Here is a 24539-nt window from a genome sequence, read left to right as displayed (position 1 = left end):
TTTTATTATAGTTATGTATGCATTATTAGTTGGGATTGATAAAAGTCGAGCAGTTAATTATGGGAGTCTCGACTTTTATTCAATCCATCAACAAACTAAAAAATAAATTATATATTAATTATACCCAGGATTTTGTCCAAGTTCTGGGTTTGAATCTCGTTCTGAGTTTGGTATCCAAATTAACTCATGCTTTCCTGTTTGAAAAATACCGCCACTTAAAGATTTAGGATGTGCTCCGTGTAAAGATGATGCGCCTAAATAATCGTCGGCTAAGCCCCATCTTACTAGGTCAAAGAAACGATGTCCTTCTCCTGCTAGTTCCATAGCACGTTCATCGATAATAGCTTTAGCCATATCTGCTTGATTTATACCAGGGTTTGTGTCTGCTATTAATGATAAATTTGCTCTATCTCTCACCATATCTACATACTGAATGGCTTGAGAAGTCATGCCATCTTCGTTTAAAGCTTCAGCAAGCATTAATAAAACATCTGCATAACGGATTACTCTCCAGTTGTTTCCAACGTTGGTTCCTAAGAAATCAACATCTCCTCTAGCTCCTATGTCCATACCTGAATATTTTTTAGAGAAAATAGGTTCTACTCCTGCGTCTATTGCTATTTGAGCATCTGGAGTTATTGGATTGTTATCATCGTCAAGTCTAGGGGTAACAAAATCTTCATTGAATGATAAGCCGCCATAACCTGTTGCTCCTGGGTAATCGTATACTAAAGTTTCATTTCTACGTACTATGTCGTTGTTTGATTCAAATAAATCTTTTAACCATGGATTTACTACATGACCCTTATCTGGAGATTTAGCTGGTGGTGCATAGTCTATATGAAAATTACCCATACTGCCAGTACCTGGTATATCTGATCCCCAAACAAAAGTATCTTGTCCTAAGAACTGTAATTCGAATACAGATTCGCTATTGTTTTCATTTGTAGCTGAAAAGTTATGACTAAATTGAGTAGCAGGTAATAAGCTATATCTTCCTATTAAGCTGCTCAATGCTGTTGCGGCAGGGCCAAATTGTTTCATGTATAAATAGCTCTTTCCTTTTAAGGCTGTTGCAGCTCCAGATGTAGGTCTTCCTAAATCATCTCCTGTCCAACTAGGTGGAAGCATAGTTTCGGCCATTTCTAAATCTGAAATTATTTGGTTCCACACAGCTTCTTGACTAGCTTGTTTTACTAATAAGTTGTCTAGGTCTGGTAATTCTATAACTAAAGGTACATTACCATAAAGATTTACTAAATACCAATAATCAAAAGCTCTTAAAAAATAAGCTTGTCCAACTAAATTTTCTCTAGTTGTTGTGTCTGGAATACCTTCTTCTGAGGTGTTGATAATAATGTTATTACATCTAGCTATAGATTTGTATAGCTCTTGCCAAGGTTCTGTAGCCCAACGGTCTCCAGGGTTTCCTAAAAAAGTAGACATGGCTGTATTAGAACCAAAAGGGAATACGTTAAACTCGTCTGAACGTAATAAAGCTCCAGTATGTATAATTCTTCCCCAGAAAAATGTACCAGTTATAGGGTGAAAGGCTCCATTTATAGCAGATTTTACTTGATCTACAGATGTTCCAAAATTTGCTGTTGAGGTCGCATTATTGTTGTTTTGATCTAGAATATCATCTGAACAAGCAACAACAAAAATCATTAATAACGAAAAAGCTATTATGCCTAGTGAGGACTTTAATTTTATTATTTTTTTCATAATTTATTTTTTAGTTTAAAACTTTGCTCGTAAACCGAACGTAAATGTTCTTGCATTTGGATATGCTCTTTGGTCTAAACCTCTTCCTAATAAAGGATTTACGTTCGATCTTACTCCTGGTACTCCAGAATTAAGATTAGCTCTACCGCTATTTGTTGATGCTACATCTGGATCGTAACCTGTATAGTCTGTTATTACAAAAACATTTTGAACGTTTAATGATAATCTTACGCTTTTAATCCAGTCTACACCAAGTGCATTCTCTCCTAAATTATATCCAATTTCTAAGTTTTTTAACCTGAAATAAGATCCATTTTCTACAAAGAAAGAAGAAGGTTCTTTATTTCCTGCTTCATCATCAACAGTGACTCTAGGGATGCTAGTATCTGTATTTGAAGGTGTCCAAGAGTTTAGTACGTCTGTTAATTTACCTCCGTCTTGCCATAATATATTGTAGTATCTACTTAGGTTGTAAATTTCGTTACCAGAAACACCATTAAAGTTTAATGAAAAATCAAATTTTTTGTATTTCCCGTTGAAATTAAGACCGTAAGTGAAATCTGGAGTAGGATCTCCAATAATGGTCTGGTCATCTGATGTTATTCCTGCAACACCATCTGTATCAACTCTTATGAAATCTCCTGTATTAGGGTCTACTTTATCTTCTACTACCCAACCGTAAAATGCTCCAACTGGTCCGTTAGCTTCTGTTCTGTTTACTACACGTAAATCTTCATCAATTCCTGGCCCTAATATTGTTGCAGGGATATCTTTGGCTTCGTTTTTAATGTTGAAAGAGAAATTTGTTCCTACACTATAAGTAAAATCACCTTCAGATTTTTTGTATGTAACATCAAATTCAAAACCATTATTAACAAGTGTTCCTGCATTTCTAACTACTGGTAAACTAACTCCAGCTGTAGAGGGAATGCTAATTGGTACTAAAGCATCTTCAACATCTTTTGAATAGTAATCTGCTGAAAAGGTGATAGCGCTATTTAAGAATGACATGTCTACACCAACATCAAATGTTTTTGTAGTTTCCCAAACTAGATCTTTATCGGCTAATGTTGTTTGTGCTAATCCGTTTGCGATACCGTCACCAAAACTTGTGTTAGATTGGTTTGCTAGGAAAACTGCTTGTGTTGGGTAAAATACATCTGGATAAGATCCTAATTCTCCATAAGACATTCTTAATTTAAAAAAGTTAATTGTTTCAGAATTCCAAAATTCTTCATTACTAATGTTCCATGCTCCAGATACAGAAGGGAAATAGCCTACTTGATTTTTTTCAGCAAATCTTGATGACGCATCTCTTCTTATTGTTCCAGAAAAAATATAGCGATCATCATAGTTGTAGTTTAATCGTCCAAAATAAGATATTAAAGCAGCTTCATTATCTTGACCTAAAAGAATATTTTGATCGTTAGAAGGTAGGGCGCCTACAACTTGAATACTATTGGCTGGTGTGCCTTGCCCATAAATACCATTACTGTTTTGTGTTTCTATAAAACGGGTGTAACCTACTACAGCAGATATTTTATGTATATCGTTAAATGTTTTATTATAAGATAATGTAGGTTCGAATAATAGGTTTATATCTTCTTGTCTAAAATCTGTAAGGTCGTTTAGAAGATTTACATTTCTTACTGCATCAACATTACTCATAAAGTATGTTGGTGTAAATTGAAAACGTTTTTGACTTGTGTAATCTACACCTACATTTACAGAGGCTTTTAAGTCTTCGGTAATATTGTAATCTAATTTTAAACTAGCAAATAAAGTACGGGTTGTTTCTAGGTTGTTTTCTAGGGTTGCTAAGGCGTATTGGTTTACACCACCTGGGCCTTGAACATCTGTTGATGGTGCTTCAAAACCACCGTCGTTACTTGCGTTTGATAATGCTACAGTTGGTGCTGTTGTTCCATCAAAACCGTACCAGTTGTTTTCTTGAAGTTTACCTTCTGCTAATCCTAAAGATTGTGATAATTTAAATTTACCAAATTCATGATTGCTGTTAAATCTTGCGTTTAGTCTTTTAAAACCAGATCCTACTAATATACCATCTTGATTAAAGTAGTTGATTGAAGAGTAGTAAGATGATTTTTCTCCTCCACCAGATATTGAGAATCCGTAATCTTCAACAATACCGCTTTGTAAATTTTCGTCTTGCCAATCTGTACTTACACCATTGTGAGTTACTCTTGTTGAGCTTCCATCGTTAATGAATCGTTGGTTTAAGTAATCTGTATATTGTTGTCCGTTTATAAAGTCTAGTTTTTTGCTAGGCGTATCAAAACCTATTCTTGAGTTAAAGGTTACTTCTAGAGCTTTGTTTTTTCTACCGTGATTTGTTTTAATTAAAACGACACCATTGGCAGCTCTTGAACCGTAAATAGCGGCAGCTGCTGCGTCTTTTAATACAGATATGTTTTCTACGTCTAGTGGGTTTACGTAGCTCATATCGTCAACAAATAAACCATCTACTATGTATAAGGGATCTGCATTACTTAAAGAGTTTACACCTCTAATAAAAACATTTCCTTTTGCTCCAGGTTTACCTCCAGGGTTTTCTACTTGAATACCTGTAAGTTTACCTTGTAATGCAGAAGTTGGGTTACCTGCTACTGTGGTTGCTAAGGCTTCACCTTTTACTATACCTACAGATCCTGTAAGTTCTCTTTTATTTGAAGTACCGTAACCTACTATGACTACTTCATCTAATGCAGCGGCGTCTTCTATTAATATAACGCTCAGGGTTGTTTTGTTATTAACAGAAACCTCTTGAGTTTTATAACCAACATAGCTAAATACAAGAATAGCATTTGGTGCAATATCGCTCATAGTGAATTTTCCATCAAAATCTGTGGTGGTTCCATTTGATGTGTTTTTAACTATAATATTAACTCCTGGAAGAGGAAATTCATCGTCTGTAACTGTCCCCGAAACAGTTATCCCTTGTGCACTAGCACTAATTCCCATAAGGGAAAATACTAGGCCAAATAATAGTCTTAGTACGTTTTTTTTCATAAGTCGTTATTTAAGTTAGTTTTTAAAGTGTGATACAGTATGCTACTTTAGTTGTTTAAACTGTGATACACTGTGCTACTTTGCAAATATATAAAAAAAAACCAAAAATGTTAAGAATATCTAAAAAAACATGAGGATATATTTGTTATATGCTATTTAAAACCACTATTTTGCTACTATAGTGAGTTTCTTTGAATAAGTTTTGAGGGGATTATTTTGCGTATGGGTTCTTTAAATTTTAAATAATTAGCAGATTCTTGAGCCATTTTTTTAAAATCAATGGATATAGTCGTTATACCTCCAAAAATTATTTCTTTAATGCCATTATCATTATGTGCCAAAATGCCAAAATCTTCTCCAATAGTATAGTTTTTAGGTTTACTGTCTTTGAGTATTTTCCATAAAGAACTATCGCCAATAAAGAAGTATAGTGTGTTTTTGGAGATGCTGTCTTTTATATATCTTTCTTCTACTTTGGCATTAATATTATGCGTTTTTACAAATTTATTGAACGCATTTAAAATACCAATTGGATAATCTGAATCGCCTTTAAAGAAGAGAATAAATTTTTTGTACTTTTTTATTTGAGGAAGTAATTTTTCTAATTGATTATAAGTAGAGTCTTCAAATTCTTGAGTGATATACGAATACTCTTGAGGGAGTGGAATATGCCTATCTATAACCAATAGTTTATCGTACTGAATTTTTTGTAGTATTAAACTAACCTCTGGGGATTGAATAGGGGCTACAACATACATGCCATATCTTCCAGAAATTCTGGCAACGATATCTTTAAAAACATCTAAGTTATTGTGATGAAAAAATACATTTATAATATATTTTTTCCCTAATTCTTCTCTAAAGCTATTGTAGAAATCTTCTTGAAAAGAATGAAAAGCAAAGAGTAGAAGTGCTACTCTAAGTTTTGTTTTTGTATTAACATCGGCGATGTAATATCCTTTAAAGTTTTTAGATTCTACAATGCCTCTTCCTTTTAAATCTTCGTAGGCTTTAACAATCGTTTTACGTGCAAAACCTACTTCTGCAACCATTTTATTTATAGATGGTAAGCGATCTCCTTTTTTTAATTCTTTGGATTCAATTTTACTAATTATTGCGTTAACTATTTGCTCATGTTTTGTGAGCGGTGTAATAAGTTTTAAATCGTTTATTTTATCAAAGAGTACCTCCATTAAGAAAAATGCTTAATGCTCAAAATACATTTTTAATTTTATATAGAAAAGAAAATATTAGTTTTCTAAAAAAGATAAAGTTGTTTGTAGGGCTTTTTTTAAGTGATCTGGTAGGTCTTCTTTTTTCCAAGGATGTTGTGTGCCAAAGACATGGTTTGCATTGTTAATAATCTCTAAAAGACTCTTTGTATTCCATTGATGGAGCTGGTTGGCTTCATCTATAAAAACGCTAGTATCTGCGTTTCCATGAATAATTAAATAAGGTATTTTTAAGTTAGAAACTGCTCGTTTTATGGTAAGTCTATTTTCGTTTGTAATAAAGTCTTCATAGAATTGATAAAAGTGTGGCATTTGTTGTTTTGTTCTTCCGTTTAGAACATATTTAACACCATCTTTTTTCCATTGATCTAGATTTCCTATGGTAGCAGTTCTTTTTCCAAAATCTGATACACCAGCTAAACTAATTACTTTTTTTATTCGGTTGTCTTCTTCTGCTTTTATGGTTACAATACCTCCAGCTCTACTATGTCCAATCAAGATTATGTTATTTATATCTGCATCTTTTTTTAATACAGTATTTGTGTAAATCCAATCAATTACAGATTGTAAATCATCTAGTTCTTTAGTGTAATTATTATTTCCAAAAGCTTCTAAGTCTGGAAAATCTATAGGTTGTTCAATACTTCCTCCGTTGTGTGAGAAATTGAATTTTATAAAGAAATTACCTGCTTTAGCAAATGCCTTAGCCATTAAATCCCACGCACCCCAATCTTTAAAACCTTTATAGCCATGACAAAATATAATAATGGGTTTTGCTTTGTTGTTTTCTTTGTAAAAAACATCGGTTAGTATGGGTTTATTATGCTTTCCATGAATAATTATGTTTTTTGATATTTTCATTTTAAAGTTCTTTTTCTGTAAAATTGATATTGGAATTACAGATTTCTATAATAAGTGCTTTTAGTTGAATGCTAAAGTTATTAATAGTTTCTTGAGTAATCAAAGTTTCTTTTTTTGCATAACTACCAGGTTTGTCTTTTTTTGCAAATTTTAAAAAACCTGAACTTAAATTTTTAAATGAAATTATACCGGCTTCAATAGGCGGTTTTATAGTTTTTGAAGAATGCATCATATAGGCATAGGCTAGTATTTGAAAACTTTTACTGTATTTTTTGTAATCTGTATTAATGTCTTCCCAATTTACTATTTCAACTTGATTTTGTTGTACGTTTCCTGTTTTGTAATCGATAATTCGAGTTATGCCATTGCATTCATCTATTCGGTCTACTTTTCCTTTAATTTTAATAGGGAAATCAAGTTCTGGAATGTTAATTGAAATGTTATTATCGGCTTCAATAGCTAAGATTTTTATTTCATTGCCAGTTTTTAAAGCTCTAGTTTCTAAATCTAAAAAATTGGATACATATCGTTTTGCTATTTCAAAAATAATTAAGTTTTTGCCTTTGGTTATATCACCTTCTTTGTATTCGTTTTTAAAGTGAAAAGTTACTTTGTTTTCAATTTCTCCTTTTAATTTTTTAATTATATCTGTAGTTAAAAAATGACCAATTAATGGTTTGTAAAAATCTTCAAGTGTATTATGTACCACGGTGCCTAAGGTGTTAGCTGCAACGGTTTCTTCAACATCATTATGTTGTTTTATTTTTAATATACTTTGATAATAAAAATCTATAGGGTTTCTTATGTAGTTGGTTAGTGAAGATGGAGAAAACCCTTGTTCTGCAACGCGAATAATTTGCTTTTTTAAGTCTTCTGTTTTCTCCACAACATTTAATGAGGTTTCAATAATTGGGACTTGAGGAGCTATTATTTGATGATTAATAGGGTGGATGTTTTCTAATTGTAATTGCGTAATGAACCTGCTTTTTTCACCTCCAGTCAATACATCTGCTTCTGTATTATATAATATAAAAACATTTTTGGCACGTTGTAAAAGCCTGTAAAAATGATAGGTATATACGGCATCTTTTTCTTTATATGTGGGAAGCTTGTTTTCGATTTTAACATCAAATGGGATAAAGGAATTATTACTTTTTCCTGAGGGTAGTACACCTTCATTTACGGAGGAAATAATAACTGTTTCGAAATCTAAAACACGGGATTCTAGCATACCCATAATTTGTAGCCCTTGCAAGGGTTCACCTTGAAAGTCTAAGGTTTCAGAGCTTAATAATTCTTTATAAACATTATATAGTGTTGAGATGTCTTTTATATGGTGATAATCTTTATTTAATCTGATTATTTCATTAAATAGTTCGTTAAAACGGAATAAGTATTCTAATGAAAGTAAATTAGATGTTTTATCTTCATTCAAATAATTTTTAATGACTAATATTAATTGTGAACATTTATTTAAGGCTGTATCAATTGATTTATCCCAATTAGAAAATAGTAAATCAATTATGCCGCTAGTTTTCCCTGCTATTTGTTTTAAGCGTTCTTTTTCTAGGTATACAAGGTTGTTGGTGTCAATGGTTTCAATAAGTTTGGAAGCATAATCGATATTTTCAAAATTGAATAGAGGTCTTATAAATTGGTGTGATACGATTTTGATAACATCTTTATAATAAAAGGAACTAGTTGATATTTTATGTAAATGAAATAAGTCTTCAAAAAGGGATGCTAATGGTATAGATTTTAAAGGAAATCCCATTGTTATGTTCAATGCTGCAATGCTGGAAGGGAGCGAATTTAATACTGGAATTAGTAGGTTTTCATCACCTAGAACAACAGCTGTATTTTGTAGTGATGGATTTTCCTTTTGTAAATTGTTTAGTAGTGACCCTATGTATTTTGCTTGTCCTATGTTTTTGGGAATTCCAAATACAGATATGTTTTTTTCTTTAGAATAATTTGTAGTTATCCAGTTAAAAGGATTATTTTTTAAAAAAGCCCAATTGTTTTTGTGTTGCCTAGTAAATAGAGCTGCATCATGTTTTGGGTTGTTTAGGAATACAGAATCGATATCCCAATAAATTTTTGCTGACCCATTTTGAAGTAATTCTTGTATAATTGTTTCTTCAGATGTATTTAAGGCGTTAAATCCTAGGAAAATGTATTCTTTTTTAGGGTTATTTTGAATATAAGTTTTTAGGTTTTTAGCAGCTTCTCTATAAATTAAACCTTGATAGCCTATGTTTTTATTTAAAAGACTCTTAGTAAAATGATCATAATAGCTATAAAGTTTATTCCAAAAGGATAAATAGTTTTTAACGAAATCTGTTTTATTGTCTTCCAAGGACCAGTGTTTTAGATCTTGAATAGCACTTAAGTAGTTGAAAATATTTTCTTGAGGAATAAGGTAACGATCTATTTCATTAAAATCTTGAAGTAGTATTTGTGCCCATTTAGAAAATAACTCAAAGGAGTCTTTATTTTTTTCTTTTGTTAGATGGATATATGAGTTGTAAAACTCAAAAAGGAGTTCGGCATTTGAAATACTTTTTAGATGTGATAGTTCTTCGACAAATTCTTCAATACTAATAATTGAAGGAGAAAATATGGTTTGTTTCGTTAGTATTGATAATTGATGCTTTAAAAAGAGGCCGGCTCTTTTACTTGGTAGAATAAAGGTTAATTCAGAAAGGTTTGCGTTATTGTTTTCTAAATCTTTTAGAACATCAAAAATAAAGGTTGTCATACCAATTGAATTTTACAATTATGCATTAGTAAATAGCATTGTTTTTAAGGATAATAGATCTGTATGATATAAAAATAAAAAACGCTTCGGATATCCGAAGCGTTTTTCAAGCTTATTTGTTTTATTGTTGTTTAAAACTAACTTATTATTTTACTAAGTTAATTTCAACACGTCTGTTATTTGCTCTACCAGCTCTAGTTTTGTTAGAGTCGATTGGCTTATCTTCTCCATAACCAAGAGATGATAACCTAAATGCATCGATACCATGACTAACTAAGTATTCTTTTACAGAATTAGCTCTAGAATCAGATAATCTTTGGTTTAATTTAGCAGAACCTACACTATCAGTATGACCTTCAACTGCAAATTTAGCTGTTGGGTATTCTTTAAGAATGTTAACGATGTCGTTTAAAACAGTTTCAGATTGAGATTTGATAGTTGCTCTACCGGTATCAAATAAGATTGTTTTAGCGTACTCATTTAAAGTTTTTTGTATTTCTTCGGTTACTTCAGGACAACCGTTGTTTGCAACAGTACCTTTAACCTCAGGACATTTATCATCTTTGTCTAATACACCATCGTTATCAGTATCTGGCCAAGGGCAACCTTTGTTTGCAGCAGGACCACTAACTTTAGGACAAGCATCATCACTATCAGTTATACCATCACCATCAGCATCTGGACAACCATTTAAAGCTTTTAATCCAGCAACAGAAGGACATTTATCATCTTTATCAGCAATACCATCACCGTCAGTATCAGGACATCCATTAAGTTCAGCTAAACCAGCTTCGTTAGGACAATCATCTTTGCTGTCTTCAATACCATCACCATCAGTATCTGGACAACCTTTGAAAGCTTCTAAACCAGGAACGTCTGGACAAGCATCATCTTTGTCGTATATACCATCACCATCAGTATCAGCTCCACCAAATTTGATAGAAATACCAGCGGTGTGTTGGAAATGTGTATTTAAATAATCTTCGAAAGCATGTTTATATGAAGATTGTAGCGTTAAACCAACATTTTCGTTAAACCATACGTTAAGACCTAAAGTTCCGTTTAAAGTTCCAGCACCTACTTCATCAATCCAAGTGTAACCACCACCAACTCCTACGTATGGATCTAATGTTTTCCATTCTAATACTTCTCCAATACTATATTTAACAGTTCCATCTGCAGCATAGTAAGATAGATCATCTACTTTAAGAGCATCTCCATTTGCATCTTCTCCCCAGTTTTCTATTTTATTAAGAGAACCAGCTACTCCAATAGAAAATCCATTACCTACGTATTTAGATACAGAGATAGTTGATAGGGAAGGCAAGATATTCCAGTTATCTAGATCAACATACTTGCTAAAGATAGTTTCGCTAAAAGGAACACCATCTCCAGAAGGGTATGCATCAACTGCGTTTGCCCCAATAGTAATTTGCCAAGGGTTGTTCTTGTCTTGCGCATTAGCGTTGCTATAACCAAGTACAAGCAACATAGCGAACAATAATCTGCTAAGATTTTTCATATTTAAAAAGTTTAATTTTAAGTGTTAATTGTAAACAAATGTAAGTTGTTAAATTTTATTAACAAAGACAAATATATAAAAAAATAGTAGATAGGGTTTGTGTTTTGGTTGTTCAGAACGATTTTAGATAATGTTTAAAATTTTCCCAATCTTAATGAAAGCAATTATAGCCTTGTCTAAATGCTGTTTAGTGTGTGCTGCAGAAATTTGTAAGCGTATTCTTGCTTTTTCTTTTGGAACTACTGGAAAAAAGAATCCAATAACATAAATTCCTTCTTTTAAAAGTAGATTTGCCATGGTTTGAGATAGCTTTGCATCGTATAGCATAACAGGGACAATTGCAGAGTCACCATCAATAATATCAAAGCCAGCTTCTTTCATTCCTTTTTTAAAATAATTTGTATTCCACTCTAATGTATCTCTAAGTTGGGTATTATTAGAGAGCATATCAAATACTTTAATGGATGCTCCAACAATTGCAGGAGCCAATGAGTTTGAAAACAGGTATGGTCTAGAGCTTTGGCGAAGCATATCAATAATTTCCTTTTTTCCAGTTGTATATCCGCCCATGGCTCCACCTAAAGCTTTACCTAAAGTACCAGTAATAATATCAATTCGGTTTAAAACGTTTTTTTCTTCCAAGGTGCCACGTCCAGTTTTTCCAATAAAACCAGCAGCATGGCATTCATCAATCATGACTAAGGCATCATATTTATCAGCTAAATCGCAAATTTTGTCTAGAGGGGCTACTAGTCCATCCATTGAGAAAACACCATCGGTTACTATAATTTTAAAACGAGTACCATTATCGTTAGCAGTGATAAGTTGTTTTTCCAAATCTACCATATCGTTATTTTTATAGCGATATCTAGCGGCTTTACATAAGCGAACACCGTCTATTATGGAGGCATGATTTAATGCATCTGAAATGATAGCATCTTCTGCTCCAAGCAAGGGTTCAAAAACACCTCCATTTGCATCAAAGGCGGCTGCATATAATATAGTGTCTTCGGTTTCATAAAAATCGGCTATTTTTTGTTCTAATGTTTTGTGAATATCTTGGGTGCCACAGATAAAACGAACAGATGACATGCCAAAACCATGAGTGTCCATAGCATCTTTAGCTGCCTGAATAACATCTGGGTGTGACGATAGACCTAAATAATTATTAGCACAAAAATTTAAAACGGTTTCTCCTGTGTTTAAAGTTATTTCTGCTCCTTGTGCGGAGGTGATGATGCGTTCTTCTTTATAAAGTCCGTTATCTTTTATGTTTTGAAGCTCTTCTTTTAGGTGTTTTTTCAGTTTTCCGTACATATTTTTGCGTTTTTAGCAAAATTAAACATCTTTTACCTTTATATCATTATTTGTGTATACAAGAATTTTCTTTTTAACTTTTATTTTCATGTCTTCTAAAACGTCTTGATATAATTGTAACTGTTGTTGATGTTTTTTGTCTTCAACACCTGTTTTATAATCTATAATTACGGCTTCATTTCTAGTATTTATAACAATCCTATCTGGTCTTAAAATAAGACCTTCTTTAGTGATAATATCACGTTCATTATATATCGTGTGATTTGAAGTGTAATAATTTTTGAGTTCTGGGTGTTCAATAATTTGTATAACCATAGATTTTAGTGTAGCTGCTTGCACTGTATTAATTATAGAAGTATTTATAAAATCGCTTACAACAGAATCAATATCGTCTTTAGTTTTTATTTGAGACATTATATCATGAATTAGGTTTCCTTTTTCAATGGCTTCCTTTTGATTTGTGTCCCATAAATATGCAGATTTTGTTATTACTTTTATATTGTGGTTTTCTTTAGCTGTTGAAATAAATTCATGTTGAACTGTAACTTCTTTTGTAGTTGATAATTTTTCTGAAGTTTTTTCAGGGTTTCCAAAACTATATGTTAATTGAGATTCATCCCATAAACTTAGATGTTGTATGTAGTTGATGAACATTCCAGAGTATTTTTTATTATTTACCTCTCCTTTTGCTGAAATATCTTTTTTTGAAATAATAAACAACTGTTCTACAGGTCTGGTTAGGGTAACATATAATAAGTTAATGTTGTCTAGTTCCTGTTCAGATTGATGTTTGTTATATATATATTGTCCTTCTTCTCCGTAATGTTCAAAATCCTTATTGTAGTTTAGAAGTGTATGTGAAAAACCAGTATATTTTCCTTCATTTAATTTAAACCACTCTTTAGGTTCTAGTTCTCTGTAAATATCTAAATCGGCATAAGGAAATATAACCACTGGGAATTCTAAACCTTTAGATTTATGAATGGTCATAATTTGAACTGCATTTTGACCTTTAGGAGATATAATATTTAGGCTTTCTTTTTTCTTTTCGAAGTAATCTAGGAATCCAGAAATATCAGATCCTTTTTTTTGTGAAAAATCTAGGACAATATCCAGATAAAACTGAATGTAGGCATTAGATGTTTCAACTAAATTAAAACTTCTTACAATGGTTTCTGCTAAATCGTAAAGCGGAAGTTGTAATAGTGTATCACTATTTATAAAAATATTGAAAGCTTCTAAACTTTTAAAAAGCTCTAATAATGGTATATTTAAATGATTTATAAAAAAATCATGTTTGTCTTCAATATTAAAAAGTGTGGTTAAATAATTTAAAAACTTAATTTTTATTTCGTTGTTTTTAGGCTGAATTAAAAGGGCTAACAAATCATTAATAAAAATGACTTCTGAAGCATTGTAAATTAATAATGTTTCTGAAGATATTACAGGGATATGTTGTTGGCTTAAATAGTTTGCAATCGCGACACCTTCCTTTTTTTTACGCACTAAAACACAAATATCTTCATATTTATAGCCTTTTTCTAAGCAAATCTTAATGGTGTTTAAAACCTGTTCTGAATACAGCTCGTCTCTGTCATCATCTTTATCAATATCTAAAAAAGATAATTCAACATAGCCACTTTGCTCTTGTGTTATGTCTTGATGCGCGTTTTCATAAAGGTTTTTATAATCATTATTATTAAATACTTGATTTGCTAAAAAATTAAAAAAGCCATTGTTAAAATTTACAATTTCTTTAAAACTTCTGTAGTTGGCAGGTAGGTTTTCGACATATTTTTCAATATAAAATGGATTATCGTTTCCAAACAAACCAATAAATTGTTCTGCTTTTCCGCCACGCCAACGATAAATGGCTTGTTTAGCATCGCCTACTAGCATGGTGCTTCCCGTTTCTGTCGATAGGGAGTTTTCTAATAAAGGAATTAGGTTTCCCCACTGCATTACAGAGGTGTCTTGAAACTCATCTATAAAATAGTGTTTGAATTTTTCGCCTATACGTTCGTAAATAAAAGGCGTGGGTTGTTCTCTAATTTCTTTACTAATAATGGTATTGAATTCTGAAATCAACATTTTATTTTGATCTTCTTTTAAGATTTTCAATTCATTATTAATAGCGTTTAAAACGGATAGCGGGGTGATGTTTTTATAGAAAGCTTTTAAGAATTTTAGATGAAAAATACATTGTTTAGTTTCATTAAAACTTGATGCTATTTGTGGCTGTATTTGTTCTATTGTAGAAGCAACTTCTGCTGTAACACGTTTGGGATATAGGGTTTTTGTTTCAATGTCTTCTTGCCATTTCGTTCCAAAAGTAACATTGAAATTTTTGTCTGCTAACTTTTTTAGGTGCTTTGGTAGATAGCTTCCAGAAAAATCATTAAACTCTAAACCAGCTTCTTCAATTAATGTTAACGCGTCTTGTGATTGTTCAATAATACGAGTTTCTAATGTAGATATTTCTTTTTTTAACTGTGTTTTAAGTATTTTAAAATCGTCTAGCGTTTTATCTTTTAAAGAATCTATAAAAGGAATGTCGTTTTCATTAACTAATAGTTTTGCTATTTTATTAAAGTCAAAAGAGACATCCCAACTTTTGTCATCATCTGCTTTTTCTATAGCAAAATCTACTAGAATGTTTGTGAGTTTTTCGTTTGTTCCTGCTTTAGATATTAAACTATCTACAGCTTCGTTTAAAAGTGCATCTTGATCAAGTTCTACTTCAAAGTTTAAAGGCAGTTTTAAATCGTAAGCAAAAGTTCTAATGAGTTTATGGGTAAACCCGTCTATAGTTGAAATATCAAAAGCAGCATAGTTATGTATAATGGTGTTTAATAGTTTTTCAGATTTTTTATGGAGTGCATCTGGTTTTATTTGTAGCTCTTCGCAAATAGTTTTAAACATACCATCTGGATTTTCTAGAATAGAAATATTAGAAAACTGCTTTAAAGTTTCTATAATACGTTCTTTCATTTCGGCAACAGCCTTATTGGTAAACGTAATGGCTAATATTCTTTTAAATTGCTCAGAATTATTAGATTGAAATAGAATTTTTAAATATTCTTTTACAAGCGTATACGTTTTTCCGCTGCCTGCAGAAGCATTATATATTGTAAAAGGGTGCGGCTGTTGCATAAACAAGAATTTGGATACAAGATAAAAACTATCGATGAGTTGATAGTCATTTATTATTTTTAATTGCCCTGTTTTATGTGTAAATTTGAAGAAACTAATAAATTAATATTTAAAAAATAAAATTATGGCTTTTGAATTACCAGAATTAGGATATGCTTACGATGCTTTAGAGCCTCATTTAGATGCTAGAACAATGGAGATACATCATTCTAAGCATCACCAAGGATATACAAATAATTTAAACAATGCTATTGCTGGAACAGATTTAGAAGGAAAATCTATTGAAGATATTCTTGCAAATTTAGATATGAATAATGGTGCCGTAAGAAATAATGGAGGTGGGTTTTATAACCACTCATTATTTTGGAGTATAATGAATCCTGAAGGAAAAGGACGTTTATCTGGTGAGTTAAAAGATGCTATCGAAGCAGCTTATGGTTCTGCCGATGGTTTTAAAGAAGCTTTTAGTAAAGCTGCAGCAACACGGTTTGGTTCTGGTTGGGCTTGGTTATGTGTACATAAAGGTGGTAAGGTAGAGATTTGCTCTACACCAAACCAAGATAACCCATTAATGCCAGGAGTAACTTGTGGTGGTACGCCAATTTTAGGTCTTGATGTTTGGGAACACGCTTATTATTTAAATTACCAAAACAGACGTCCAGATTATATTAATGCCTTTTTTAGTGTTATTAACTGGAACGAAGTTGAAAAACGTTACGCTGAAGCTAAATAATACGTTTTTTATAACAACATATATTGAAAGCTGCTTTATGAAAATAGAGTAGCTTTTTTTGTAGCCTTCCCTTTCTCTTATTAATTAAATTCCTTCTCATAACAAAAAAAGTAATTATAATTAAAGCTGAAATTATAACTAACATTATGAAAATTTTATTTTTTGAGATGACCTTATTACTATTTAACTGTTTAATTAATTGATTTTTTTCTAATAGGAGCTCAGGTGTTTCATGTTCTTTAATAAGTTTGTTTTTAACATACTTATAATTCTTATCCAGAATGCTATCAAATTTAATCAATGAGTTGATGTATTTAATTTGGAGTTTGAGCTTTTTTTTGCATCTTCAATGAGATAGTTATATGAATCTAGTAATTCTGAAGTTATATCTCTATTTGTGTTTAATAAAGAGTCTACCTTTTTAAAATATAAAAGGCTTTCTACTTGAATGATATGGAAGATTTCTAATAGGTGCTTTTTATTTTAAAACGAATAAAATAAAAAAGGTGAACAGAAGTTCACCTTTTTTGCCCCAAATCTACCATGAACTTAACCTACTTATGTTATGGTGAGGCAAATATACAGTGCTAAAAAGAGTTGATAAAATATTTTAGTTAAACGACTAATAAATAGGCTTAAAGGAAAATTGCTTTTTAAAAGCAAAACATAGTATTACAGTAAGAAAATTAAAACTAATTAAATCCATAAAAAAAGGCGAACAGAAGTTCACCTTTTTTTGCCCCAAATCTACCATGAACTTAACCTACTTATGTTATGGTGATACTAATTTATGTGTATTTTAGATATTACGAATTATTTTTTAGATGAAAAGCATATTTATCTGATAAAGTGCGTTTCTAGTAAGTATTAAGTATAATAAAATATCTAAAGCTTAATAAGCTCGTTCTTTGTTACCTTCAAAGAAATTGATGAAAGCTCTATTTACAACTCTATTTCCTCCTGCTGTAGGATAATTTCCTGTAAAGTACCAATCTCCTAAATGGTTTGGACATGCTTTATGTAAATTATCAACCGATTGAAAAATAATTTTAACTTCTGCATTTATAGATTCATCACTTAAGAGTTCTGATATTTTATCTGAAATTTGCTCATCTGTAAAAGGATCATAAAGTTCTTTAACAAAGTTTTTAACATGTTTGTCATCTATGTCAGTCTGTTTAATGCACTTATTGTAAACTTCTTCTACAATATCATATTTATTGGTGTCTTTTAATAATTCTAAAGCAGCTCTAAATGCTACTAAGCTTTCAAGATTAGCCATGTCAATACCATAGCAATCAGGATAACGAATTTGAGGAGCAGAGGACACTACAATAATTTTTTTAGGATTTAAGCGATCAAGCATTTTAAGGATACTCTTTTTTAAAGTGGTACCTCTTACGATACTATCGTCTATAATTACTAAATTATCATTAGGTTTAATAACGCCATAAGTGACATCGTAAACATGCGCTACTAAATCATCTCTACTGCTATCTTCTGTAATAAACGTTCTAAGTTTTACATCTTTAATAGCGATTTTTTCTATTCGTGTTCGTTCAGATAAAATTTCAGTGACTTTTGCTGCAGATAACGAACGTTGCCCGTTTAAAATGGCTTTTGTTTTAGTTTCGTTAATAAAAGCCTCTGCACTTTCTATCATGCCATAAAAAGATGTTTCAGCAGTATTTGGAATATAAGAGAATACGGTGTTTTTTGTATCATTATTAATAGCTTCAAGTACTTTAGGTATTAATAATTTACCCAATGTTTTACGTTCTTGGTAAATTTCGGCATCACTACCTCTAGAGAAATAAATGCGTTCAAAAGAACACGATTTTTTTTCTAAAGGTTCTAATATTTGCTTAAGTCTAACTTCTCCAGATTTTTTTGTAATTATAGCTTGTCCTGGATCTAGTTCTTTTACATCTTCAAATTTAACATTGAAAACAGTTTGAATTACTGGACGCTCTGATGCTACAACAACAATTTCGTCATCTTTATAATAATAAGCTGGTCTAATTCCAGCAGGGTCTCTTAAAACAAAAGCATCTCCATGGCCAATAAGTCCAGCCATAGCATAACCACCATCCCAGTTTTTTGCAGCACGTTTTAAAATTTTTGCAACTTTAATACGTTCGGCAATAAGAGGTGATGCATTTCTTTTATTATAGCCTTCTTTTTTTAAATCTTTATATATTTTGCTAACAGCATCATCTAAAAAATGACCAATTTTCTCCATAATAGTTATGGTATCGGTATATTCTTTTGGATGCTGTCCTAATTCAATAAGATTACCAAACAGTTCTTTAACATTAGTCATGTTAAAGTTTCCTGCCATTATTAAATTTCTGTGCATCCAGTTGTTTTGCCTTAAAAAAGGATGTACACTTTCTACACTATTTTTACCAAATGTACCATATCTAACGTGACCTAATAAAACTTCACCAATATATGGGATGTTCTTTTTTTGAGCAGTAACATCATCTGCATATTCAGGATGTTCAACAAACTCTTTATTAACTCGATCATTAATTTGAGCAAAAATATCTTGAATAGGTTGTTGCGCTATAGAGCGTACTCTACTTATGTAGCGCTCACCTGGTTTAGTGTCTAATTTTATACTTGCAAACCCAGCACCGTCTTGACCACGATTGTGCTGTTTTTCCATCATTAAATACATTTTATTTACACCGTAAAATGCAGTTCCATATTTTTCTTTGTAATACTCTAATGGTTTTAACAGTCTAATAACAGCTATTCCACATTCGTGTTTTAATGCATCACTCATATCTAAATGTTTTTTTCGCTCCTATTCTGCCTAAAAGCAGATTCGCGGAAATGAAAAATCTTTGGCTCTAAAATGATATTATTTTAGAATTCTTTATTTAATTAAAAACGCACTCTATTTTAGAGCGCGTTAGTTTATGTTAATTCTATTTCAAATTGTGTTAGCTTTTTAAACGTCAGCAAACGCTCATGGACTTCATCTTTTGATAAATTCTGTATACGTTCGGTTCCAAATTTCTCAACACAAAATGACGCTAATGCAGAACCATATATAATGGCATTTTTCATGTTTTCAAAAGAAATGTCACCAGTTTGCGCAAGGTAACCAGCAAATCCTCCAGCAAAAGTATCTCCTGCTCCAGTTGGATCAAAAACTTCAGCTAACGGTAATGCTGGTGCCGAGAAAATATTGTCGTTATGAAATAATAAAGCACCATGCTCCCCTTTCTTAATTACAACGTATTTAGGTCCCATTTTATGAATTTTTTGTGCAGCAACAACTAAAGAATATTCTCCTGTTAATTGTCTTGCTTCTTCGTCATTTATAGTAATTACATCTATACGTTTAATCACATTGTGTAAATCTTCAAGTGCACTGTCCATCCAAAAATTCATAGTGTCTAAAATCACTAGTTTTGGTTTGGTAGTCATTTGATCTAAAACACTGGATTGTACAATAGGGTGTAAATTCCCTAGCATAACTATTTCTGCGTCTCTATAGTTTTCAGGAACTATTGGATTAAAATCAGCAAGAGTGTTTAATTCTGTTATTAAAGTATCTCTGGAGTTCATGTCGTTATGATATAAACCACTCCAAAAGAATGTTTTTCCATCTTTAATAATTTCAATACCAGAAAGATCAATATTTTTATTTGACAATAGGTCTAGATACTCTTGAGGGAATTCACCTCCAACAACAGATACTATAGAAGAATCTACATTAAAATGAGAAGCAGATAAACCTATATATGTTGCAGCTCCGCCAAGAATTTTATCGGTTTTCCCGAATGGTGTCTCTATAGCATCAAATGCCACACTACCAACTATTACTAATTTACTCATAAATGAAGTATGATAATTTTTTGCAAATATAATACGATTAATTACAAACTAACGCCTTTTATCTTTTGAAAATCATTTAAGAAGCCTTTTTATTAATATAATGTAATTGTGAAAATGTCCTGTATGGACCTTTAATTAAAAGTGTATTCACAATGAAAGGAGGTAAACTACCTTCAGGGTCTAGAAATAATTGTTGAGTGATTTTTGTCTTTTCATCATTACTTTCTTCTAAAAGCCAATGTCCCATCAATATTTTAATTCTTATTGTTTTATCCTTTTTAGGAATTTCGTTAGGCAGGCTTTCTAAGGTAAGTTTTATTTTTTTGTCCGAAATTTTTTTTACCGTTAATAAGGTGACAATATCCCTGTTTTTAATTGGCCAAGGGAATTCTTTATGTGCATAAAATACGTGTTTATTACCTCCAATAGGTTTTATATAATGACTAATTCCTGAGGGGCAATTTTCATAGTATTTAGGAGCATCGAGAAGTTCGGTTAAAACATCATTTATAGGGGTATTGACTAATGTTGTTGCTTTGTACTCATCAAAAGCAAAATCTTTTTGATGCCTCGTATAGATTTTAATATTATTAGTATTCTTTTTTAAAACCCATTCTTCTTGAGTAAAACAGCTAAAACTTATGCAAACTGTTGCAATAAAAATAAATATACTCTTCAACATAACAACCTTTTAGGGTTCTTAGTTGTTAAAAAGAAAGATTCATTACAAAACTATATTAAGCATTATTGTTTGTTACTTTCTCCCAAAATCTGCAGGGATTTCTCCCCAAGCTTTGGTTTCCCATTTCACAATAGTTGTAGTGTATTCATTATTTTTAAGCCAAAGAATTGCGCGATCTACTAAGTCGAAAAGAGCTTTGTTTTTGGCATTACGTTCTAATTTAGAGTTGCATGTTTTTTTGCGTACCCAGCTCATTGCTGTTTTGGAGTCTGTATATAAAATACGATCGCTATTGTGTTTTTTTAGAAAACTTAAACCATGTACTAAGGCTAAAAACTCACCAATATTATTGGTGCCTTGTTGAAAGGGTCCTTGACTGAATAATTGTTTTTTACTTCTGGTGTCTACACCACGATATTCCATAATACCTGGGTTTCCACTAGAAGCAGCATCAACAGAAATTGAGTTGTAATTTGGTTGTCCTATTTTTTGAAGTTGGAGAGTACTAAGCCCACTTTTAGAGGTTTTGTTTTTTCTTATAAAATCAAAATAATTGCCTTCTAAAGCTTTTTTTGCGGCATCTAAAGAGTCGAAAGATTTATATTGAGCACCTTGAAAATCTTTAATTTGTTTTTTGCAAATATTCCAAGTCTCAAAAACTCCAGTTTTATGACCTTTCCAAACGGTATAATATTTCTTTTTTTTCTTCGACATTTTTATTTCTGCATTTTCAACTTCGCTAAAAATAAACTATTAAACTCATTTTGACTTTTTGTTTTAACCTAAAATGATTTAAAATGAGTTCGTTAAGTAGAACTTGTGTTCGTTTTGGTTTAGAATATTTATTGTAATTTCATTTTTCTTTCAATTTCTTTATAAATACCAGACATGTACCAGCCTCCAGAAAGAATGTAATATATTCTATTATCTTCTAAAAACATTGAATTAGGTGATTTACTTACATGAATCCATATACTTTTATCTTTCCTTAGTTCATTAAGTTGTTCGAATGTTTTTAAAGCGTCTTCTTCTGTGTTGAATATATATTCAACAATTGTAGCTCTAGGATAAGTGTCGCCTTTAGAAATAATGGTTTTAGTACCTTTTACAAAACATTGACGTGTTTCGTAGACACTATTTTTTATTTTTTTTATGTTAAGGCTTTTAATTTCTTTAGGGGTAAACTCAAATTCAGATAAGTTTTCCAGCTGTCCAATGAGTATAGAATTTTTAATTTTAATTAATTTAATGTTTTTTAAAATGTAGTTAGATTTTAAGCTAGATAACCTTTGGACTTTATTATTTAACCTTGATTTTAAATCGATAACTTGATTATTGTTTTCTTGCTTGGCAGAAATACAGACAACAAATGTTAATGAAAATATTAATAATTTAAGGGGTTTCATATTATAAGTGTGATTATTTTAATAATAATTGTTCAACCACTTTTGGGAAATGTTTCATTTCTAATTCATGAATTTTAGCAGCAATGTCTTTAACCGAATCATTTATGTTTACTTCGCATTTAGCTTGAAAAATAATTCCGCCTTCATCATAATGTTCGTTTACATAATGAATGGTAATACCAGTTTCAGTTTCTTTATTAGCAGAAACAGCTTCGTGCACATGCATGCCATACATGCCTTTGCCTCCATATTTTGGTAATAATGCAGGGTGTACATTAATAACTTTATTGGGAAAGTGGTTTAAAATAAATTCAGGAAATTTCCAAAGGAACCCAGCTAGTATTATAAGATCTGGGTTTGATGCTTTTAATATATTAAGTACATCATCTGTTTTTGTAAATGCTGTTCTGTTAAAAGATAAAGCGCTAACTTTAAGTGTTTTTGCACGGTCTAAGACTTTGGCATGAGGATTGTTAGTGAGTACTTGAATAACAGATGCATTATCTCTGTTGTGAAAAAACTTAATTAAATTTTCAGCATTACTTCCACTTCCGGACGCAAAAATTACGATACGTTTCATTTTACAGATTATAATGTTAAGATTATTCGAACAAAAAAAAGAATAAATATTAACAATTAAGGGGTAAAATAGAAATACTTAAAAGGAATTTATTAAATTAGAAACACATTTTTAAACTAATGGCGTGTTTTAAAATAAAGTTTTTTATTTTTGCGACTTAATTAAAACTTAAAATTAAAAGATTATGTCAGACATTGCATCAAGAGTAAAAGCGATTATCGTAGACAAATTAGGTGTAGACGAGAATGAAGTTGTTACTGAAGCAAGCTTCACAAACGATTTAGGAGCAGACTCACTAGATACAGTAGAATTAATTATGGAATTCGAAAAAGAATTTGATATTCAAATTCCAGATGATCAAGCAGAGAACATTGCAACAGTTGGTCAAGCTATATCATACATTGAAGCTGCAAAATAAGTAGGGTTTTATGGAATTAAAGAGAGTTGTAGTCACAGGATTAGGAGCTTTAACACCAATAGGCAATACCAAAGACGAATACTGGGAAGGCTTAATAAGTGGTAAAAGTGGTGCTGCGCCTATAACATATTATGACACCGAAAAGTTTAAGACAAAATTCGCATGCGAATTAAAAAACTTTAATGTAACCGATTTTATTAATAGAAAAGAAGCCCGTAAAATGGACAGGTTTGCTCAATACGCTATGGTTGCAGCAGATGAAGCTATTGCAGATGCTAAACTAAATCTAGATTCGGTTAATAAATTACGTGTTGGTGTTATATGGGGAGCAGGAATTGGTGGTATTGAAACTTTTCAGCAAGAAGTTTTAAATTTTGCGGAAGGAGATGGAACACCAAGGTTTAACCCTTTCTTTATTCCTAAAATGATTGCTGATATTGCACCAGCAAATATCTCTATAAAACATGGTTTTATGGGGCCCAATTATACAACGGTTTCTGCATGTGCATCTTCGGCTAATGCTATGTTTGATGCCTTAAACACGATACGTTTAGGACATTGTGATGTGGTTGTTACAGGAGGTAGTGAAGCAGCGGTTACTATTGCAGGAATGGGTGGTTTTAATGCTATGCATGCATTGTCAACTAGGAATGAAAGTCCAGAAACAGCTTCTCGTCCATTTGATGGTACAAGAGATGGTTTTGTTCTAGGTGAGGGCGCAGGAGCGTTAATTCTAGAAGAATATGAGCATGCAAAAGCAAGAGGTGCAAAAATTTATGCAGAGTTTGTTGGAGGAGGTTTATCTTCTGATGCTTATCATATGACTGCACCACATCCAGACGGTATTGGTGTTATAGCTGTAATGAAAAATTGTTTAGAAAATGCCGGATTAAAACCTGAGGATGTAGATCATATTAATACACATGGTACTTCAACACCTTTAGGAGATGTTGCTGAACTTAAAGCAATTTCAGAGATATTTGGAAGTCACGCTAAAAACATAAATATTAATTCAACAAAATCAATGACAGGGCACTTATTAGGTGCTGCTGGAGCTATAGAGGCTATATCTACTATTTTGGCTATGGAGCACAGCATTGTGCCTCCTACAATTAACCATACAACGGTAGATGAAAAAATTGATCCTGAATTAAATTTAACCTTAAATAAGGCTCAAAAGCGAGATGTAAAAGTAGCAATGAGTAATACATTTGGATTTGGCGGACACAACGCTTGTGTATTATTTAAAAAAATAGATTAAATCCCG

17 protein-coding genes are annotated in these 24539 nt (G+C 31.6%); 3 read left to right on the top strand and 14 right to left on the bottom strand.

All coding sequences use genetic code 11. The features are described from left to right. Nucleotides 1-114: 114 nt before the first annotated feature. The 8 genes from A8C32_RS03425 to A8C32_RS03390 all read right to left on the bottom strand — a co-directional run bounded on the left by A8C32_RS03425 (nt 115) and on the right by A8C32_RS03390 (nt 15601). Complete coding sequence (locus tag A8C32_RS03425) at nt 115-1725, bottom strand: RagB/SusD family nutrient uptake outer membrane protein (RefSeq protein ID WP_069829035.1); 1611 nt, start codon at nt 1723-1725, stop codon at nt 115-117. A gap of 15 nt (nt 1726-1740) precedes the next feature. Beyond that, nucleotides 1741-4755 (bottom strand): SusC/RagA family TonB-linked outer membrane protein, encoded by a 3015-nt coding sequence (locus A8C32_RS03420; protein ID WP_069829034.1) that lies wholly within the window; start codon nt 4753-4755, stop codon nt 1741-1743. Between the two features lie 176 nt (nt 4756-4931). Further along, nucleotides 4932-5948, bottom strand: a complete 1017-nt coding sequence (locus A8C32_RS03415) for a GntR family transcriptional regulator (protein ID WP_069829033.1) — start codon at nt 5946-5948, stop codon at nt 4932-4934. A 57-nt stretch (nt 5949-6005) separates the two neighbouring features. Beyond that, nucleotides 6006-6848 carry an alpha/beta hydrolase family protein gene (locus tag A8C32_RS03410; protein ID WP_069829032.1) on the bottom strand — a complete coding sequence of 281 codons (843 nt, stop codon included), beginning with the start codon at nt 6846-6848 and terminating at the stop codon, nt 6006-6008. Nucleotide 6849: 1 nt separating this feature from the next. Further along, entirely contained in the window at nt 6850-9609 is a 2760-nt protein-coding gene (locus tag A8C32_RS03405; protein ID WP_069829031.1) for a PD-(D/E)XK nuclease family protein, read from the bottom strand. A gap of 145 nt (nt 9610-9754) precedes the next feature. Next, nucleotides 9755-11131 (bottom strand): OmpA family protein, encoded by a 1377-nt coding sequence (locus A8C32_RS03400; RefSeq protein ID WP_069829030.1) that lies wholly within the window; start codon nt 11129-11131, stop codon nt 9755-9757. A 123-nt stretch (nt 11132-11254) separates the two neighbouring features. Then, the gene (gene kbl, locus A8C32_RS03395; RefSeq protein WP_069829029.1) at nt 11255-12448 is read right to left on the bottom strand and encodes a glycine C-acetyltransferase; all 1194 of its coding nucleotides are present in this window, start codon (nt 12446-12448) and stop codon (nt 11255-11257) included. Between the two features lie 21 nt (nt 12449-12469). Then, entirely contained in the window at nt 12470-15601 is a 3132-nt protein-coding gene (locus A8C32_RS03390) for a UvrD-helicase domain-containing protein (RefSeq protein ID WP_069829028.1), read from the bottom strand. Nucleotides 15602-15725: 124 nt separating this feature from the next. Between A8C32_RS03390 and A8C32_RS03385 the strand changes: the two genes are divergently transcribed. Beyond that, complete coding sequence (locus A8C32_RS03385) at nt 15726-16334, top strand: superoxide dismutase (RefSeq protein WP_069829027.1); 609 nt, start codon at nt 15726-15728, stop codon at nt 16332-16334. A gap of 892 nt (nt 16335-17226) precedes the next feature. Here A8C32_RS03385 and A8C32_RS03375 read toward each other — a convergent pair. From A8C32_RS03375 to purN, 6 genes are all read right to left on the bottom strand, one after another. Then, nucleotides 17227-19125, bottom strand: a complete 1899-nt coding sequence (locus tag A8C32_RS03375; protein ID WP_069829025.1) for an amidophosphoribosyltransferase — start codon at nt 19123-19125, stop codon at nt 17227-17229. Between the two features lie 134 nt (nt 19126-19259). Continuing rightward, the gene (locus A8C32_RS03370) at nt 19260-20186 is read right to left on the bottom strand and encodes a PfkB family carbohydrate kinase (RefSeq protein ID WP_069829024.1); all 927 of its coding nucleotides are present in this window, start codon (nt 20184-20186) and stop codon (nt 19260-19262) included. Between the two features lie 76 nt (nt 20187-20262). Further along, complete coding sequence (locus tag A8C32_RS03365) at nt 20263-20868, bottom strand: START domain-containing protein (RefSeq protein ID WP_069829023.1); 606 nt, start codon at nt 20866-20868, stop codon at nt 20263-20265. A 72-nt stretch (nt 20869-20940) separates the two neighbouring features. After that, complete coding sequence (locus A8C32_RS03360; protein ID WP_069829022.1) at nt 20941-21582, bottom strand: ribonuclease H1 domain-containing protein; 642 nt, start codon at nt 21580-21582, stop codon at nt 20941-20943. 128 nt (nt 21583-21710) lie between these two features. Further along, nucleotides 21711-22274 carry a hypothetical protein gene (locus A8C32_RS03355; protein ID WP_069829021.1) on the bottom strand — a complete coding sequence of 188 codons (564 nt, stop codon included), beginning with the start codon at nt 22272-22274 and terminating at the stop codon, nt 21711-21713. Between the two features lie 13 nt (nt 22275-22287). Continuing rightward, nucleotides 22288-22854, bottom strand: coding sequence for a phosphoribosylglycinamide formyltransferase (gene purN / locus A8C32_RS03350; RefSeq protein WP_069829020.1), 567 nt, complete (start codon nt 22852-22854; stop codon nt 22288-22290). 184 nt (nt 22855-23038) lie between these two features. On the opposite strand from purN, the gene A8C32_RS03345 reads away from it, so the two are divergent. Both A8C32_RS03345 and fabF read left to right on the top strand, forming a co-directional pair. Then, nucleotides 23039-23272 (top strand): acyl carrier protein, encoded by a 234-nt coding sequence (locus tag A8C32_RS03345; RefSeq protein WP_007647141.1) that lies wholly within the window; start codon nt 23039-23041, stop codon nt 23270-23272. A 10-nt stretch (nt 23273-23282) separates the two neighbouring features. Continuing rightward, complete coding sequence (fabF, locus tag A8C32_RS03340; RefSeq protein WP_069829019.1) at nt 23283-24533, top strand: beta-ketoacyl-ACP synthase II; 1251 nt, start codon at nt 23283-23285, stop codon at nt 24531-24533. Nucleotides 24534-24539: the final 6 nt, after the last annotated feature.

Origin of the sequence: Flavivirga aquatica (assembly GCF_001747085.1) — a bacterium.
In the GTDB taxonomy this organism is placed as follows: Bacteria; Bacteroidota; Bacteroidia; order Flavobacteriales; family Flavobacteriaceae; genus Algibacter_C; species Algibacter_C aquatica.
This window is presented reverse-complemented; position numbering and strand designations above follow the sequence as displayed.